This is a genomic window from Blautia sp. OM06-15AC, assembly GCF_003481425.1.
Taxonomy (GTDB): domain Bacteria; phylum Bacillota; class Clostridia; order Lachnospirales; family Lachnospiraceae; genus Fusicatenibacter; species Fusicatenibacter saccharivorans.
Window position 1 is genome coordinate 22030 of record NZ_QULD01000016.1, and the last position, 18222, is coordinate 40251.

The window sequence follows — 18222 nt, forward strand, 5'->3', positions numbered from 1 at the left end:
AAAAAAAGATATTTAAAAAGGTACAAATTTATATCGGAAATGAGGAACGTCCGAATATAGAAAATTACCTTTCCTCTGTGCAGATGGGATTGTGGATGCCATTATCCAGAGCGCACGGTAAAACACCGCGGGAACCATGGCAGTATGGAGATATGGCATTAAAAGAAGTAAAAAAATGGATTAACTTCAGACATCGACTTGTGCCATATCTTTATCACGCAGCCTGCCAGAGTCATCAGTCTGGTATTCCAATGATTCGTCCGCTTGTGATGGAATATCCGAAAGATCCAATCGCAAAGATACAGAATCTGTCTTATATGCTTGGTGATGCATTGCTTATTTCACCCGGATTTGACAGAGATGAATATGAACTGTATCTTCCGGAAGGCCGGTGGCAGGATATTGAAAGTAAAGAAGTATTGCATGTGCCTGCACAACTATGGAAACAGGAAGATCTTGAATTTATGACATTTCAAAAAAAAGATGTTGATTAGCTATTGTGCACAAAATAGATGCATAAGAATGTGAAAAATGGATAAAAAGAAAAAAGCTGAAATCATAAGAACTGACTTGACAAAAGAGATTTATCTGTGCTATATTCAACTACAGTTGTAGTGTGTAACTCGATTTTTGGAGGCATTAACTATACATAACAGGAATTGTTTATGTGGGTTAGTGTCTCTTTTTTGTACTCTGTTTTAGAAAAAGAGTACAGACCGGCTAAAAAGATGCAAAACCGCAGAAACTCTTCTTGTAAAAAGTATAAACTACACAAGGAGTAAAAAAATGAAGGACAAAATTTTTAGTGTTCTGCAGCGAGTGGGAAGAAGCTTTATGCTCCCGATCGCAATTCTTCCGGTAGCCGGACTTTTACTGGGAATCGGAAGCTCATTTACCAATGCAACCACGATTGAAACGTATGGGCTGACAAGCTTGCTCGGCAACGGCACAATTCTTCATGCGCTGTTGGTGATCATGAACAAAGTAGGAAGTGCGGTGTTTGATAACCTGCCTCTGATTTTTGCGGTAGGTGTTGCAATTGGTATGGCAAAGAAGGAAAAAGAGGTTTCTGCCCTGTCAGCCGTTATTGCATATTTCGTTATGAATACAGCGATTAACGCAATGCTGACTATTACGGGTCAGATTCTGGAAAACGGAGAAATTGCAGAATCCGTTCTGGAAGGAACCATCACTTCTGTCTGCGGTATTCAGTCGCTGCAGATGGGTGTGTTTGGCGGTATTATTGTCGGTCTTGGAGTCGCAGCACTTCATAATCGATTTTACCGGATCCAGCTTCCGAATGCACTTTCTTTCTTTGGAGGTACTCGTTTTGTACCGATTATTTCTACGATCGTCTATATGTTTGTGGGAATTTTAATGTATTTTGTATGGCCGGTTGTACAGAACGGCATTTATGCGCTGGGTGGCCTGGTAACCGGCTCCGGTTATGTCGGAACGCTGATTTTCGGTCTGATTAAACGGGCACTGATTCCATTTGGTCTGCATCACGTATTTTATATGCCGTTCTGGCAGACGGCAGTCGGAGGTACCATGGAAGTGGCAGGACAGATGGTGCAGGGCGGACAGAATATTTTCTTCGCACAGCTTGCGGATTCTGCGAATATCGCACATTTCAGTGCAGATGCAACGAGATATTTCTCCGGAGAATTTATTTTTATGATTTTCGGACTTCCGGGAGCGGCACTTGCCATGTACCATTGTGCGAAACCGGAGAAGAAAAAAGCAGCAGGCGGTCTGCTTCTTTCCGCAGCACTTGCGTGTATGGCAACCGGTATCACAGAACCGCTGGAATTCTCGTTCCTGTTTGTTGCACCGGCGTTGTTTGTCGTGCAGGTTATTCTTGCGGGAACAGCTTATATGATCGCACACATCCTGAATATCGCAGTAGGTCTTACCTTTTCCGGCGGACTTCTGGACTTCTTCCTGTTCGGTATTCTGCAGGGAAATGAAAAGACAAGCTGGATGAGGGTGATTCCGGTCGGCATTCTTTATTTCTTCCTGTATTATTTTATCTTCAAATTCATGATTAAAAAGTTTGATTTTAAGACACCGGGTCGTGAGGATGATGATGTGGAAACCAAGCTTTATACGAAAGCAGATGTAAAAGCAAGAAAAGAGGCGCAGAACGATGGGGTGGCATCGGAAGATGCCATGAGTGAAGCAATCACAAAAGGTCTTGGCGGAAAGAAAAATATTTCGGATGTGGACTGCTGTGCAACAAGACTGCGCTGTACTGTTCATGATGCAGCGAGAGTCAGCGATGGTATTTTAAAGGCGACAGGGGCATCTGGCGTTGTGCATAAAGGAAATGGTGTACAGGTTATTTACGGACCGAATGTAACTGTGATAAAATCAAATTTAGAGGATTATCTGGAAAAAGCTCCGAATACGTATGCGGAAGCAGAAAATACACCAACCCAAAAAGAGGCGGAACCGACGCAGGAAACAAAAGAACAGAAGGTTGTGGATACGATTACTGTCTGCAGCCCGATAAGCGGACTGGCAGCCGACCTTTCTACTGCGCCGGATGAAGCGTTTGCGGAAAAGATGATGGGAGACGGCGCTGTTGTGACACCGGAAGATCCTTATGTGCGTGCTCCGGAGGACGGAGAAGTCGCGTTTGTTTTTGACACAAAACATGCGATTGGATTTGTAACCGATTCCGGAGTCAGCCTTCTGATTCATGTCGGAATTGATACAGTAAAACTGAACGGAGAGGGATTTGAGGCACTGGTAGAAAGCGGTCAGACCGTGAAAAAAGGTGATCCGATGCTGAAGCTGGATCTGGAATATCTGAAAACACATGCGCCGTCGGTTACGTCACCGGTTCTTTGCACAGAGCTGGAGGAGAACCAGAGAATCCGTCTTTTGGCAGACGGACCGGTAAAAGCAGGAGATCCTTTATTTGCGATTGAGATTCTCGCGTAAGCTGTGCCTTAAAAACGGGTGAGAAGAATGTACAGGATAGCAAAAACACTGAACCACAATTCATTTATTGGTGTGGAAGAAGGAAATAACCGGGAATATCTGGTCATGGGGAAAGGAATTGCATTTGGGAAAAAAACGGGACAGCGTGTACAGCCGGGAGACGATACCCGCATTTATTCCCTGACGGAGATGACGGAGAGAGGAAATGCCAGAACCATTGTACAGGGCGTTTCTCCGCTCAGCCTGGAGCTGGCGAGTGCCGTGCTTGACGAGGCAGAAAAGGAATTTGGAAAAATTGACCGTTCCATCGTCTTTCCAATGGCAGATCATCTGGATTTTGCTGTCCGGCGGATTCAGAACGGTGAGCAGATCAGCAATCCGCTCACCGACGATATCCGTGTGATGTTTTACAAAGAGTATAAAGTTGCTTCCTGTATCAGGGAGCTTTTAAAAGAACGGCTTCAGATCGAAATTGATGAACATGAAATCGGCTATCTTGCACTTCATGTTCATTCGGCAATTGTGGAGGAAAATGTTTCACAGGCCATGGAAGTGGCAAGAGCAGTCCGGGAGAGCATTTCTTTGGTGGAGCATATCACCGGGCATACCATCGATGTGATGTCGTTGTCGTATAACCGTATGATGAACCATATCCGCTATATGGTTGCAAGAGCGGTCAGTGGGGAAAAACTGAAAGTAAATATGAATGACTACATGTCCGTAAAGTTTCCGAAAGCCTTTCAGGCGGCGAAACGAATCTGTGAGGAGATGGAAAAGAGGCTGAAACTTCCGATGGAGGAGATCGAAATTGGATATCTCGCTATGCACATAGAACGGATTATGGACAGAGAAGAAGGAGAATAAAAGCATGAAATCATTTGAATATACCATTAAAGATGAACTGGGAATCCACGCAAGACCGGCAGGAATGCTGGTAAAGGAGGCAAAAAATTTTGCATCGGAATGCACCATCACAAAAGATGGGAAAACGAAAAAACTGACTCAGCTGATGATGCTAATGTCACTTGGCGTAAAGCAGGGAGATACCGTAACCGTTGCAGCAAACGGAGAGGACGAAGATGCAGCGATTGAGACGCTGAAAGCGTTTTTTGAAGCAAATCTGTAAAAAATACGCTCGGAGGATAAAAAATGCAGTGTTTTCAGGGGAAATCCGTATATAAAGGAATTGTTATGGGACCGGTTGCGGTTCTGAAGAAAAATGATTACCAGGTTAAAAGAGCCCGGATTGAAGATCCGGAAGCAGAAGTGAAGCGTGTGGAAGAAGCCGTGGAGGTTTCGAAAAAACAGCTTGGCAGACTGTATGACAAGGCAGTCCGGGAAGTTGGAGAGGCAAGTGCGGCGATCTTTGAAGTCCATCAGATGATGCTGGAGGATGAGGACTATCTGGAATCAATGGAGAACATGATCCGGACAGAGCTGGTAAATGCAGAATATGCAGCAGCAGCAACCGGCGATAATTTTGCAGAGATGTTTGCAGCTATGGATGATGAATATATGAAGGCACGTTCCGCAGATGTAAAAGATATTTCCGAACGTCTGGTCCGCAATTTAAGCGGTGAGGGAGATAACGACCTGAGTTCTATGGAACCATCTGTTATAGTGGCAGACGATTTAAGTCCGAGTGAAACTGTACAGATGGACAAAGAAAAAATACTTGCGTTTGTGACTGTGCATGGATCTACCAATTCTCATACTGCGATTCTTGCGCGAATGATGAATATTCCGGCATTAATCGGCGTCCCGATGGATTTAAACGGTCTGAAAACAGGCATGACGGCCGTTGTAGACGGTTTTTCAGGTCAGGTTATCTTTGAGCCGGAGGAGGATGTGCGGAAGGAAACCGAAAAAAGAATGCAGGAAGAAGCAGAAAAACAGAAGCTTCTTGAGGAGCTGAAAGGAAAAGAAAATATTACGCCGGATGGCCGTAAGATCAACATCTATGCAAATATCGGCAGTGTTGGTGACCTTGGCTATGTGATGGAAAATGATGCCGGCGGAATCGGACTTTTCCGAAGTGAATTTCTCTATCTTGGAAGAAATGATTTCCCAACGGAGGAAGAACAGTTTCAGGCATATAAACAGGCCGTGCAGACCATGGCAGGCAAAAAAGTGATTATCCGTACGCTGGATATCGGGGCAGATAAGCAGGTAGAATACTTTAATCTTGGAAAAGAAGAAAATCCGGCGCTTGGGTACCGTGCAATCCGGATTTGTCTGAAACAGCCGGAAATTTTTAAAGCGCAGCTTCGCGCATTGTTCCGCGCAGCCGTTTACGGAAACCTTTCTGTCATGTATCCGATGATCACATCAACAGAAGAGGTAGAAAAAATCTACGCAATTGTTGCAGAAGTAGAGGAAGAGCTGAAAAAACAGGAAGTGCAGTATAAAATTCCGGAGCAGGGCATTATGATCGAGACACCGGCTGCCGTGATGATCAGCGACCGTCTGGCGGAAATGGTGGATTTCTTCAGCATCGGAACGAATGACCTGACTCAGTATACCCTGGCGATTGACCGTCAGAATGAGCAGCTGGATGATTTTTACAACCCACACCATGAAGCAGTTCTTCGGATGATTCGCATGGTGGTGGAAAATGCACACAAATGCGGAAAATGGGCAGGAATCTGCGGGGAGCTCGGTGCAGACCTGACATTGACGGAGCAGTTTGTACGAATGGGAGTGGATGAGCTTTCTGTTGCTCCGTCCATGATTCTGAAGCTGCGGAAGGTTGTCCGCGAGATGAAAGCAGAAGAGTAGAAAAAACGATACAGCAGATAAGAAAACTCTCTGTTTTGGAGAGTTTTCTTATCTGTTCACAAATAACAGAAGATACAGCCGAAAAATCAGAAAAAAAGAAAGGATGTTTGGGACAACAGTAAGAAAATGTCTCAAATCCTTTTATTTCCTCTTGACGAATGGCGTATTTTGCGATAGTGTATCAGAGTAGCAAAAAACAAAATCAAAAATTCAGTTGCTTTTCTCTTATTCAGAGTGGTGGAGATACATAGGATCTGTGAAACCACGGCAACCCCCAGACAGAATGGTCTGTACGGGAAGGTGCCAGCCTGAGCGAAATTTTCGAACAATAAGGGGATTTGAACATTACTATTCAGGTCCGCTAAAAATTGCGGATCTTTTTTTACGAAAAAATGTTCAGGGAAAGCCAAAGCCCACGAACGAAAAGCAAAAGAGAAGAGAAGAAAAAAAGGAGAAAAAGAATGGAAAAAAGACTGTTTACTTCTGAGTCTGTAACCGAAGGACATCCGGACAAAATCTGTGATGCCATTTCTGATGCGATTCTGGATGCGCTGCTTGAGCAGGATCCGATGAGCCGCGTAGCTTGCGAAACCTGTACTACAACAGGATACGTTATGGTAATGGGTGAGATTACATCCAACGCACACATTGATTTCCAGCAGGTTGTACGTGATACCGTTCGCGAAATCGGCTACGACCGTGCAAAATACGGATTTGACGCAGATACCTGCGCTGTTGTAACTGCAATTGACAAACAGTCCACCGATATCGCTATGGGTGTAGACAAAGCGCTCGAAGCAAAAGAGAACAATATGAGCGATGAGGAGATCGATGCCATTGGAGCAGGAGATCAGGGAATGATGTTCGGATTCGCAACCAACGAGACCGAAGAGTACATGCCATACCCGATCTACATGGCACACAAACTGGCTCGCCAGCTGACCAAAGTCCGCAAAGACGGTACTTTAACATACCTGCGTCCGGATGGAAAAACACAGGTAACCGTAGAGTACGATGAGAACGGCAAACCGTTCCGTCTTGATGCGGTTGTTCTTTCCACTCAGCATGATCCGGAAGTATCCCAGGAGCAGATTCATGAGGATATCAAAAAATACGTATTCGACGAAATCATTCCGGCAGACATGGTAGATGAGCACACCAAGTTCTTCATCAACCCGACCGGCCGTTTCGTAATCGGCGGACCTCACGGAGATTCCGGTCTGACCGGCCGTAAGATCATCGTAGACACCTACGGCGGATACGCTCGTCACGGCGGCGGAGCTTTCTCTGGAAAAGACTGCACAAAAGTAGACCGTTCTGCAGCTTATGCAGCACGTTACGTAGCAAAGAACATCGTAGCAGCAGGTCTTGCTGATAAATGCGAGGTTCAGCTTTCCTACGCAATCGGTGTCGCTCATCCGACCTCTATCATGATCGACAGCTACGGCACAGGAAAACTGTCCGACAACAAACTGACCGATATCGTTCGCGAGAACTTTGATCTTCGCCCGGCTGGAATCATCAAAATGCTGGATCTGCGCCGTCCGATCTACAAACAGACTTCCGCTTACGGCCACTTCGGAAGAAACGATCTGGATCTGCCGTGGGAGAAACTGGACAAGGTAGAAGACCTGAAAAAATACCTTTAAAACACGGTTGTTCGTACGAACCTTGTGTTTATAGAAAGTTTAGAAAGATTCATCTAAGTTAATGAAAAATCCTCAGGCGTTGTGCTATAATAAATTTAGACTGCGTACTGAGGATTTTTTTCTGTCCTGCGGGCGCGGAAAATACGAAATATGTGTTGGAAAACAGGTGAATTTTATATGGAAAAAAAGAAAAAAAGCATGAAATTACGGACGAGAGTCATCATTTCTTTTTTCATCATCATACTGGTTCCGATTGTGATGTGCGCCTTAACGTTTTACTTTTTTGTAGGGTATAAGACGAAGAGCATTGGTGAAAAATATGGTCTCGCAAACGCAACGTATCGAACCATTTCGAACAATACGCTGCTTTTGAATGCGATGACAGCAGAAGAGTACGACGAGGTGGAGAAGACCGCAAAATCGGATACCTCGATGCTGGAAGAAACGGATTATCTCGCCATTCTGAATGCGAGACTGAAGAAAAAACAGTCGTTTATTGCGGTGTGTGAAAACGGAACCATCATTTACAACGGATCGGCAGAGCTGTCGTCGGAGGAACTGGAAAATGAGCTGCCGAAATACGGCGATCCAGGCGCCAATTCCCAAGGCGGTGTTTATTTCCGAAATGAAAAACAGTGGATGGTCAAACAGGTGGACTATGAGAACGTGGACGGAAAAGAATGCAGTGCGTTTATCGTAACCAAGACAGATCAGATTGCGCCGCAGATTACGGGTATGGCAAGAGAACTTGCTGTTGTGACGGTTCTGATTCTGGTGTTCACCAGCCTTGGCCTGAGCCTTTGGATTTACCGCGGTGTGATCGGCCCGCTCGGACAGCTGAAGAAGGCGACGCAGAACATCAAAGACGGAAATCTTGACTTTACCGTGGAGCCGTGTGGTGTGGCAGAGATCAATGATCTCTGCGAGGACTTCGAGGAGATGCGCATCCGGCTGAAAGAGACGGCGGAGGAAAAGGTTGAGTTCGACAAAGAGAATAAAGAGCTGATCAGCAACATTTCGCATGACCTGAAAACGCCGATTACCGCGGTCAAAGGATATGTGGAGGGCATCATGGACGGTGTGGCGAATACGCCGGAGAAGATGGACCGTTACATCCGCACGATTTACAATAAGGCAAATGAGATGGATCGTCTGATTAATGAGCTGACGTTTTATTCCAAGATTGACACGAACCGTATTCCGTATACGTTTTCAAAAATCCACATCGCAGATTACTTTGATGACTGCGTGGAGGAGCTGAATCTGGAACTTGACGCGCAGCATGTGGATCTGACATACTTTAATTACCTCGAGGACGACCCGGTCGTCATTGCGGATGCGGAGCAGATCAAGCGTGTCATCAATAATATTGTAAGCAATTCCATCAAATATATGGACAAGAGCCATAAGGTCATCAACATCCGTCTGCGCGATGTCGGAGATTTTGTGCAGGTGGAGATTGAGGATAACGGAAAGGGAATTGCGACGAAGGATCTGACGAAGATTTTCGATCGCTTTTATCGCACCGATGCGTCCCGCAACAGCACGAGGGGCGGCAGCGGAATTGGCCTTTCGATTGTGAAGAAAATTCTCGAAGACCACGGCGGAAAAGTGTGGGCCACCAGCAAAGAAGGGGTGGGCACCACGATGTACTTTGTATTAAGAAAATATCAGGAGGTACCTGTTTCATGAGTAAAATACTGATTGTTGAGGATGAGGAATCCATTGCAGATCTGGAGAAAGATTATCTGGAGCTTTCGGGCTTTGAGGTGGAGATTGAAAACCAGGGAGACACCGGTCTTGTACGGGCGATCAAGGAGGATTTTGATCTGCTGATCCTGGATCTGATGCTGCCGGAGGTGGATGGCTTTGAGATCTGCCGCGAAGTGCGTGAAAAGAAGGATATTCCGATTATCATGGTTTCTGCAAAGAAGGATGATATTGATAAAATCCGCGGACTGGGCCTTGGTGCGGATGACTATATGACAAAGCCGTTTTCCCCAAGTGAGCTGGTTGCGCGCGTGAAAGCACATCTGGCACGGTACGAACGTCTGGTCGGAAGCGGCAAGAAGGAAAATGATATCGTGGAGATCCGCGGCATCAAGATTGACAAGACGGCACGCCGCGTGTGGGTGAATGGCGAGGAGAAGCAGTTTACGACAAAAGAATTCGATTTGCTGACCTTCCTTGCGGAGAATCCGAACCGCGTCTTTACAAAAGAGGAGCTGTTCCGGGAGATCTGGGATATGGAGTCGATCGGAGATATTGCGACGGTTACGGTGCATATCAAGAAGATCCGTGAAAAGATTGAGTTTAATACGGCAAAGCCGCAGTATATCGAGACGATCTGGGGCGTTGGATATCGGTTTAAGGCATAAAGAATCTGTGTTTCGGGGAGAGATAAAATGGGAAAAATTTACTATCTGATGGGAAAAAGTGCGTCAGGGAAAGATCATATTTATGAGAATCTGATCCAGGAGACGGCGCTGGATTTAAAACCGTTTGTCCTGTATACAACACGGCCGATCCGGAGCGGGGAGCAGGACGGAAGAGAGTATTTCTTTGTGGATGAAAAACGGCTTTCGGAACTGCGGGAGGCCGGAAAGATTATCGAGGAGCGCATGTATTCGACGGTGCAGGGGCCGTGGTATTATTTTACGGCGGATGACGGGCAGATTGATCTTGCGAAGCATGATTATCTCGGAATCGGGACACTGGAATCGTATCTGAAATTAAAGGCATACTTCGGGGAGCAGGCGATGGTTCCGCTGTATGTCGAGGTGGACGACGGGCTGCGGCTTTCGCGGGCACTGGAACGGGAAAGAAAACAGACAGAGCCGAAATACGCGGAGATGTGCCGGAGATTCCTGGCGGACTGTGAGGATTTTACGGAGGAGAAAATTGCGGAAGCTGGAATTGTCCGCAGATTTTCCAATAATTCTACGCCGGAAGACTGTTTTTCCGAAATTCAGAATTTTGTGGAACAACAGAAAAAGTTGTGATATACTTAATGCAGTATTAGTAAGAAATACAAAAGAACTCCAGGGGGTGATTTTATGCAGGGTTTTCAGAAGGTTGTAGGACATCAGGAAATCATAACGCATTTACAGAATGCCATTTCGATGAATAAAGTATCTCATGCTTATCTTTTTGGCGGAGAGAGTGGATCGGGAAAGAAAATGATGGCTTCACTGTTTGCGATGACGCTTCAGTGCGAGAAGCACGGGGTCGAGCCCTGTATGGAATGCCCGTCCTGTAAAAAGGCACAGAGCCAGAATCATCCGGATATCATTTATGTGAAGCATGAAAAGCCGAACACCATCAGCATCGATGAAATCCGCGAGCAGCTCATTAACGATGTGATGATCAAGCCGTACAGCAGTCCGTACAAGATTTATATCATCGACGAGGCGCAGAAGCTGACACTTCAGGCGCAGAACGCGCTGCTGAAGACGATCGAGGAGCCGCCGGCCTACGCAGTTGTCATGCTTCTGGCAGACAACCCGGATGCGCTGCTTCCGACGATTTCGTCACGCTGCGTGCAGTTAAATTTAAAACCAGTGGGAGACCAGCTTGTGAAAGATTATCTGATGAACGAAATGCATGTGCCGGATTACCAGGCAGAGGTTGATGCGTCCCTGGCGCAGGGAAATATCGGAAAAGCAGAGCGGATTGCCCGTTCTCCGGAATACGAGGAGACGCTGGAAAGTGCACTCCGCATGGCAAAGTACGCCGACAGTATGCCGCTGTATGAAATCGTGGAGACGATCAAAAAACTGACGGCCGAAAAAGACAATATTGATGATTATTTCGATATCTTTTCTTTATGGTTCCGCGATGTTCTGCTCTTTAAGGCGACAAAAGAGGTCGATTCCCTTGTGTTCAAGCAGGAGCTGAATGGAATCCGTGAGAGAGCAAATAAGAGCTCATACGAAGGCCTGGAGAAGATTATAGAGGCGATTCAGAAGGCGAGAGCCCGCCTGAACGCGAATGTTAATTTTGATTTAACCATGGAGCTTATGTTCCTGACAATGAAGGAAAACTGATAGCATGATAACAATTATAGGAGTACGTTTTCGAAACGTAGGAAAAGTATATTATTTCTCGCCGAGAGAGCTGGACATCTGCGTGGGCGACCACGTTATCGTTGAGACGGCGCGCGGCGTAGAGTATGGTTTCGTTGTGCTGGGGCCAAAAGAAGTTGACGATTCCAAGGTGATCCAGCCGTTGAAAGAAGTCATCCGCATTGCAACGCCGAAGGATGATGCGCGGGAGGAGAGCAACCGCAAGAAAGAAAAAGAAGCGTTTGAAATCTGCCAGAAGAAGATCCGGGCGCACAACCTGGAGATGAAGCTGATTGATGCAGAGTATACGTTTGACAATAACAAGATGCTGTTTTACTTTACCGCCGACGGAAGAATTGATTTCCGTGAGCTGGTAAAGGATCTGGCGGCTGTCTTTAAGACGAGAATCGAGCTTCGCCAGATCGGTGTCCGCGATGAGACAAAGATCCTCGGCGGAATCGGCATCTGCGGCAGACCGCTTTGCTGCCATACGTATCTGTCCGAGTTTGCACCGGTTTCGATCAAGATGGCAAAAGAGCAGAACCTGTCCCTGAACCCGACGAAGATTTCGGGTGTCTGCGGACGACTGATGTGTTGCCTGAAAAACGAGCAGGAAACCTATGAATACCTGAACCGCAAGCTGCCGGGTGTCGGCGATATCGTAACGCTGCCGGACGGCATGAAAGGTGAGGTTTCCGGTGTGAATGTGCTTCGTCAGCTCGTAAAAGTGCTGGTGGATGTGAACGATGAGAAGGAAATGCGGGAGTGCCCGGTGGAAGAGCTCAAGTTCAAGCCGAAGCATAAGAAGGAAAAAGGCAAAGAGAAGAAAAAAGACAGAAACAGCTCCGGGGAGCAGGCTTCTTCGGAAGAGGCAAAACAGCCGGAATAAGATTGATTTGGAATGCATTTTGAAAAAGTAAGCGCCGGGTAAAACTGACGCTTCTTTTTGTGTGATGCGGCGCTGGGCAGTCAGCAGGAGGAGGGATTTTCATTGGATAGAAAAGAAGAATTTTTGAAGCCGGGTGAGCGGCTCGATGATCTGCAGAACGGTTACTGGATGATACAAAATCCATCCCTTTTCTGCTATGGCATTGACGCGGTGCTGCTGGCATCCTACGCGAAGGTGAAGCGCGGGGAGCGGGCGATGGATTTCTGCACGGGATCGGGAATTGTGCCGATTCTGCTGAAGGCGAAGACAAACGGAGAGCATTTTTCCGGGCTGGAAATTCAGGAGTACAGTGCCGAGATGGCACAGCGGAGTGTGCGGTACAATCATCTGGAAAATGATGTTGAGATTTTCCAGGGAGATGTGAAGACGGCATCGCAGCAGTTTGGAAAAGAAGTGTTTGATGTGGTAACGTGCAATCCGCCGTACATGACGGGGCAGCACGGGCTGACGAATGCGCTTGAGGCGAAGACGATTGCGCGGCATGAGGTGCTGTGCTCGTTTGATGATATTGCGAAAGAGGCATCGGCGGTTTTAAAGACGAAAGGACGGTTCTATCTGGTGCACCGGCCGTTCCGGCTGGCGGAGATTTTTTCGACGCTGAAAAAATATCATCTGGAACCAAAAAGGATGCAGCTCGTTTATCCGTTTGTGGACAAGGAGCCGAACATGGTGCTGATCGAGGCGATGAAAGGCGGGAATCCGAGAATTACCGTGGAGAAACCGCTGATTGTGTATGAGACGCCGGGCGTGTATACAAAGGACATCCGGGAATTATATGGAGACGGGAGATAAGAACATGGCAGGAAAATTATATTTGTGTGCAACACCAATTGGAAATCTGGAGGACATGACCTTCCGTGCAATCCGCATTCTGCAGGAGGTCGATCTGATCGCGGCGGAGGATACGAGAAACAGCATTAAGCTGCTGAACCATTTTGAGATTCATACGCCGATGACGAGTTACCATGAATACAACAAATACGACAAGGGCCGCGAGCTGGTGCAGAAGCTGCTGGCGGGAACAAATATCGCGCTGATCACGGATGCCGGAACACCGGGAATTTCTGATCCGGGTGAGGAGCTGGTGAAGATGGCGTACGAGGCAGGCATCGAAGTGACAAGCCTGCCGGGCGCATGCGCGTGTGTGACGGCACTGACACTGTCGGGACTTTCGACGAGAAGATTTGTCTTCGAAGCATTTCTTCCGCCGGATAAAAAAGAACATAAACTGGCGCTGGAACGGCTGAAAAACGAGACGCGGACGATGATCGTATACGAGGCGCCGCATCATCTGCTGAAAACGCTGCGGGAGCTGCTGGAGACGCTTGGCAACCGGCGGCTGACACTCTGCCGGGAACTGACCAAGAAACACGAGACGGCATGGCAGACCACGATTGAAGATGCCATCACTCGCTACGAACAGGAAGATCCGAAAGGGGAATGCGTGCTTGTGATTGAAGGCCGAAGCCAGAAAGAAATCGAGGACGAGGCGAAGGCAGCGTTTGAGGAGATTTCGATTGAAGATCATATGAAACGGTATGAAGATCAGGGGATTGCAAGAAAAGAAGCGATGAAACTCGTGGCGAAGGATCGCGGGGTGACGAAGAGGGATATTTATCAGTATCTGCTGGGGAAAGAATCATACAATGATTTTTGATCAGGCCATAGCCCAGTCTTGCGGCTTTTGCCTGCAGGGTGGGGTACAAGTCTTCTCCGCCGAAGGACTGGAAAGGCGTTTCGAGAGCGGAGTCCAGCAGATTGTAATCTCTGACTCCGTCGCTTCCGCCAGTTTGCTGAATCAACTGAGTATGCAGCATGAGAATTTGCTTTTTACTCAGTCTTTTCATTTAGCAAGTACCTCGTATGCTTCTTTGTTTTGTTCCATCAGGCGTTTTGAGATGTTTAACACATCCTCTTCGGATGCAGTGGTTTCCTGCTCGGCTTTGCTGAAGTCGATGACAAGATATCTTGGAATGTTATTTTTCAGAATCACAGCAGAACCGTATTCGTCTACCAGGCGGGCGACTTTGGAAAAATTCTGGTTTGCTTCGGAAATGGAAATTAAAGTTTTTGTGTCGATAGTCATTTTGGGTACCTCCTTAAGACTTTTTTCTATAGTATATATAAATCTTAGGATAAATACAACCTAATTTGCCGTGTTATTTTTTGTTGCTTGCCGCAACGCCAGTTTTTGTCGTATGATAGGCCCATCAAATACGCGGAGGACACAGTTATGCTGAGTGATAACATCAAAATACTGCGAAAGAAAAAAGGATATTCCCAGGAAACGCTGGCGGAGCAGCTGCATGTGGTACGGCAGACGATTTCGAAATGGGAGAAAGGAGTTTCCCATAGTTAAAGATACCGCATCAGACATAACAACGCCACGCTTATATAATATTAAAAGCACGCCCAAATTACTGATTAGTAAAATTGGGGCGTGCTTTCATATTTAACGAGGTGTAACCTTTACCAATGTTGACAAATGATCCTTGTTTTCCTGACGGGTTCTTTTTTTATAGCCCAATTTATCGCATATATATTCGATTTTTTGAGCAAAAATGTCTACGCTCAATTTTGACATATAAAGATTACCGTCATCATCTCTAGAACTTGAATGCCATTGCTGTTCATCGTCTAAAGGATGTTCGGGGCGAAAATCGTAAATGTTAAATATTTTATGCTCAACTTGAGTTATCCATGCTGCGCCAACTTCCATCAATGCACCCCATGAACTTTTCGTATTATGACTTGTAACGAAAATAACATAAATCTTTTGCGTAGAATAACTATCAACAAAGAAATCTCGCAAATAGTCGTATATCCCACTTTTTCCTACGTCGCCTTCTGGGATGCGTGATACTTCATCATCACAGTTTGTATAAATTATATCTTCGGGCGGTACGTTGTTAAATACCAACATATTGTAAATAATATCCGCCAAATCCTTGTCTCGATATGTCTGACTAATTAGCAATTTCTTCTTTTGAGAATCAATAATGCTTTTAATCCCCATATCCGGACTGTTGGTGTTTATTTCATCAGAAAGTATTGCCTCTACTTCATCAGCTTGCTCTGTACTAATACCTAAACGAGAAGAAATTTTTTGAGCTGCTTTCTTAGCGGTGTTTTTTCTGAAAGTATCTACCGACTTTTTAAATGAAGCTTCGTTTTGACGTTGCTGTTCTAGCTTTTTTTCTTCTTTTTTCTTTTTGCCCAAAGACACAAACAAATCTCGCATTTTCAAGATATCAGGCAATAAAGTTTTTCTAACATAATCTAGTACCGCCTGATAGCGAGGATCATCCGTTTTATATCCTTGACGATTGCTTAGAGCCATATCGGGTAACTCCGTCAGTTCAAAAATATCAACATGAAGTTGACCTACGACATAGACTTCATTCAATTTATTTTGTCCAACAACAGGAAGTATATTAAATTCGCCCATTTTTTGGTTGGCATACAGAGAAATAAAATTATCAGGAAAATCCGTTAACTCTACTTTTCTGCCGCGAGTTGATGTATAAGTTCCTATCCATCCTTTGATTTCTACGTTATATGTATGTTCAACACCAGATTTGTCATCCATACTAATGGGCATTGTTGCTAAAGGTTTATTTTTGCGGAGTTCTGCTATTTCATTTCCATATGGCGTCTGGAAAAAATCATTAAGATATGTAAATTCATCCCCTAAAGTAATTAGAGTAGAGAGTTCTGAAATCATTTCCTTATCAAAGTTCTCAATGGTTTCCGCTTCCGTTCCCCGAATTAGGTGAATTTTAAACTTCTCATTTACTAACGGGAATATCTTAAGTAAATTGCGTTTAATTGCCTTTAATGTACTATGAAGTTTGTACTGCGGATTCGCATAACGACAGAAGTACCGTTGCCAGATACTCTTTCGAAAGAAATTTGCTCGTCAGTGAGCGGCACAAGTAAATTATTGTCGTTTATATGGCGAGATAATACAAACCCTGATTTTTCTCCATTTGAAATCGTCTTTATAAGAACGTTCTCAGAAACCGATAGGGCAGCTAGTTTTCCTACGCCTTTACGCCCCATTTTCTTCCGTTTCATAGGGGTTAGAGATTCGGCATCGGTATTTCTAGAAACCGCGGCAACATTAAGGTATTTCTGGATATCGCCGTCAGCATATGACATTCCTTTGCCGTCATCTTCAACGGTAATATCATCCTTGTTAGCAATGATATATACATTGTGGGCATCTGCATCGTAAGCATTAGCAATTAATTCAGCTAGCACATAATAAATGTTTGTATACAGGCTTGGACCTAATAATTCCAAAATACGGGGATCAATATTAAGTTTGTATTCTTTCTCTTTCATTTGCAATCGTCGCTTTCTTTTGTCTCTTTTTAGGTAAACTTCTAATTATACTTTCTCCAATCACTTCGCCCAAACGAGGCGGAACAGCATTTCCTATATGGCGTGCTATTTTCCTTATCGGAACTTCAACATTGCTAGGCGAAAATTGATAATCAGGAGGAAAAGACTGTAAAATAGCGCCTTCCCGTAAAGTAATCGCCCTGTCCTGTTCTGGATGTCCAAAACGTCCGGTTCCATAACCGATAAATTGTGTGGTGATAGTAGGAGACAAATCATCCCACTTCATTCTACCATATACTGATGCATAAGTTTTTCCGCCTTCTTTTTTATGGCAGTTTAATACTAAACGTTCAGGCCAATCACGCCATGTACCGCCGGGAACGGAATGTTGTATTCGTTCCAAATTGATAGGAGAGAGTGCTGGCGAAATATGAAGCCTATCGTTTTCATTTGCCTCTCCAGCGGAAATTCTCGGTAAGCTACCAATAGCGTCTCTAACTGTCAGATGTTTTTGATGTGTTGCATCAATAAGTTTTATTTCTTTGCGACGCGACGCAAGCAAAATCAACCTTTTTCTCCGTTGCGGTACGCCATAATTTGCGACATTTACAACTTGATAATTTACAATATAATTCAAGCCTTCTAACGTGGAAACAAAATCTTTAAAAACTTTTTCTTTTTCTAATTCTGGCACATTCTCCATTGATACTATGTGGGGACGAGTTTCTTCCACCAACCGCCCAAATTGGTATAGTAATTTCCAGTCTTTATGTTTAGAACGGTTTTGCTTATCTTTTTGATGGCTTGAAAAAGGTTGACATGGCGCACATCCGACGAGTATTTTAACGTCAGCGCCTCGCAAAAGGGCGCGTATTTCTTTTCCTGTGACATCTTCAACGCTTTTATGAATAAATGTGCAGTTGTTGTTGTGAGTATAAGCGTATTCGCAAGAATCATCAATATCAATTCCTGCTACAACTGGAATTCCCGCTTTTTGCAAACCATAGGTAAGCCCGCCTACGCCGCAAAATAAATCAACAGCTTTAATTGTCATCGTTGTGTCCTTTCAGAAGAACGACTCAATATTGACTGAATTTTTTCGACTAATATAGTTTCGTTTCTCTTTTTTAATTCGCATTCCCAAATACGCAGAACTTTCCATCCGCGTGCCTCAAACATGGCAGTCACATCTTTATCGTGCTTCATATTACGCTCGCATTTCTTTTGCCAGTATTCCTTATTTTCTGCCGGGCGTGTATTTCGGCAATCATGACCATGCCAAAAGCAACCGTCTACGAATACTGCAACTTTTTCTTTTAGAAACACAAAATCGGGATGTCCTTTGACCGGATAATTGCGCTTCCATCCAGTAATACCATTCTGTTTAAATATGTCTATCAATCGCAGTTCTGTTGATTTGTTCTTTTTTGATTTAACTTTTCGCATGATTTCAGAGCGTTTTTCATTATTAAAAATATCCGCCATG

At 45.1% G+C, this 18222-nt stretch carries 18 protein-coding genes, 2 pseudogenes and 1 riboswitch; of the genes and pseudogenes, 14 read left to right on the forward strand and 6 right to left on the reverse strand.

The window, feature by feature from the left end:
- Positions 1–56 precede the first annotated feature (56 nt).
- The 13 genes from DXB83_RS15355 (at position 57) to rsmI (ending at position 14046) form a co-directional block, all read left to right on the forward strand.
- A complete protein-coding gene (locus DXB83_RS15355; protein ID WP_226906394.1) occupies positions 57–494 on the forward strand; it encodes a TIM-barrel domain-containing protein in 438 nt (145 codons plus the stop codon).
- 292 nt (positions 495–786) lie between these two features.
- A complete protein-coding gene (locus DXB83_RS15360; protein WP_118697837.1) occupies positions 787–2949 on the forward strand; it encodes a PTS transporter subunit IIABC in 2163 nt (720 codons plus the stop codon).
- 27 nt (positions 2950–2976) lie between these two features.
- Positions 2977–3813: a PRD domain-containing protein gene (locus DXB83_RS15365; protein WP_118601689.1), complete on the forward strand. Its 837-nt coding sequence runs from the start codon at positions 2977–2979 to the stop codon at positions 3811–3813.
- A 4-nt stretch (positions 3814–3817) separates the two neighbouring features.
- Positions 3818–4075: an HPr family phosphocarrier protein gene (locus DXB83_RS15370; RefSeq protein WP_117801790.1), complete on the forward strand. Its 258-nt coding sequence runs from the start codon at positions 3818–3820 to the stop codon at positions 4073–4075.
- A 23-nt stretch (positions 4076–4098) separates the two neighbouring features.
- On the forward strand, positions 4099–5727 hold the full coding sequence (gene ptsP, locus DXB83_RS15375) for a phosphoenolpyruvate--protein phosphotransferase (RefSeq protein WP_118595207.1): 1629 nt from the start codon (positions 4099–4101) through the stop codon (positions 5725–5727).
- Positions 5728–5949: 222 nt separating this feature from the next.
- Positions 5950–6062: riboswitch (SAM riboswitch) on the forward strand.
- Between the two features lie 126 nt (positions 6063–6188).
- Positions 6189–7376, forward strand: a complete 1188-nt coding sequence (gene metK, locus DXB83_RS15380) for a methionine adenosyltransferase (protein ID WP_055267252.1) — start codon at positions 6189–6191, stop codon at positions 7374–7376.
- A 198-nt stretch (positions 7377–7574) separates the two neighbouring features.
- On the forward strand, positions 7575–9068 hold the full coding sequence (locus tag DXB83_RS15385; protein WP_117804562.1) for a sensor histidine kinase: 1494 nt from the start codon (positions 7575–7577) through the stop codon (positions 9066–9068).
- Complete coding sequence (locus tag DXB83_RS15390) at positions 9065–9754, forward strand: response regulator transcription factor (RefSeq protein ID WP_117801792.1); 690 nt, start codon at positions 9065–9067, stop codon at positions 9752–9754. The genes DXB83_RS15385 and DXB83_RS15390 overlap by 4 nt, the downstream gene beginning before the upstream one ends.
- A gap of 27 nt (positions 9755–9781) precedes the next feature.
- Positions 9782–10378 (forward strand): guanylate kinase, encoded by a 597-nt coding sequence (locus DXB83_RS15395; protein ID WP_055267250.1) that lies wholly within the window; start codon positions 9782–9784, stop codon positions 10376–10378.
- Positions 10379–10432: 54 nt separating this feature from the next.
- Positions 10433–11422 carry a DNA polymerase III subunit delta' gene (holB, locus tag DXB83_RS15400; protein ID WP_022461270.1) on the forward strand — a complete coding sequence of 330 codons (990 nt, stop codon included), beginning with the start codon at positions 10433–10435 and terminating at the stop codon, positions 11420–11422.
- Positions 11423–11426: 4 nt separating this feature from the next.
- Complete coding sequence (locus DXB83_RS15405) at positions 11427–12329, forward strand: PSP1 domain-containing protein (RefSeq protein WP_055226011.1); 903 nt, start codon at positions 11427–11429, stop codon at positions 12327–12329.
- A gap of 168 nt (positions 12330–12497) precedes the next feature.
- Positions 12498–13181: a tRNA1(Val) (adenine(37)-N6)-methyltransferase gene (locus tag DXB83_RS15410; RefSeq protein WP_055226320.1), complete on the forward strand. Its 684-nt coding sequence runs from the start codon at positions 12498–12500 to the stop codon at positions 13179–13181.
- A gap of 4 nt (positions 13182–13185) precedes the next feature.
- Positions 13186–14046 (forward strand): 16S rRNA (cytidine(1402)-2'-O)-methyltransferase, encoded by an 861-nt coding sequence (gene rsmI, locus DXB83_RS15415; protein ID WP_117804502.1) that lies wholly within the window; start codon positions 13186–13188, stop codon positions 14044–14046.
- A 46-nt stretch (positions 14047–14092) separates the two neighbouring features.
- Here the strand turns inward: rsmI and DXB83_RS17310 are convergent.
- Positions 14093–14236: pseudogene (locus DXB83_RS17310) on the reverse strand (type II toxin-antitoxin system death-on-curing family toxin); the annotation flags it as partial.
- Positions 14233–14475: a type II toxin-antitoxin system Phd/YefM family antitoxin gene (locus DXB83_RS15425; protein ID WP_117804501.1), complete on the reverse strand. Its 243-nt coding sequence runs from the start codon at positions 14473–14475 to the stop codon at positions 14233–14235. The gene DXB83_RS15425 and the pseudogene DXB83_RS17310, both read right to left, overlap by 4 nt.
- 147 nt (positions 14476–14622) lie before the next feature.
- Here DXB83_RS15425 and DXB83_RS15430 point away from each other — a divergent pair.
- Positions 14623–14739 (forward strand): annotated as a pseudogene (locus DXB83_RS15430) (helix-turn-helix transcriptional regulator); the annotation flags it as partial.
- Between the two features lie 102 nt (positions 14740–14841).
- Here DXB83_RS15430 and DXB83_RS15435 read toward each other — a convergent pair.
- The 4 genes from DXB83_RS15435 to DXB83_RS15445 form a co-directional block, all read right to left on the reverse strand.
- Positions 14842–16113 carry a hypothetical protein gene (locus DXB83_RS15435; protein ID WP_243108941.1) on the reverse strand — a complete coding sequence of 424 codons (1272 nt, stop codon included), beginning with the start codon at positions 16111–16113 and terminating at the stop codon, positions 14842–14844.
- Between the two features lie 110 nt (positions 16114–16223).
- Positions 16224–16736, reverse strand: a complete 513-nt coding sequence (locus DXB83_RS16980) for an ATP-binding protein (RefSeq protein WP_243108942.1) — start codon at positions 16734–16736, stop codon at positions 16224–16226.
- The gene (locus tag DXB83_RS15440; protein WP_009322373.1) at positions 16711–17790 is read right to left on the reverse strand and encodes a DNA cytosine methyltransferase; all 1080 of its coding nucleotides are present in this window, start codon (positions 17788–17790) and stop codon (positions 16711–16713) included. Before DXB83_RS15440 ends, DXB83_RS16980 begins: the two co-directional genes overlap by 26 nt.
- Positions 17787–18221 (reverse strand): very short patch repair endonuclease, encoded by a 435-nt coding sequence (locus DXB83_RS15445; RefSeq protein WP_083833743.1) that lies wholly within the window; start codon positions 18219–18221, stop codon positions 17787–17789. Before DXB83_RS15445 ends, DXB83_RS15440 begins: the two co-directional genes overlap by 4 nt.
- Position 18222: the final 1 nt, after the last annotated feature.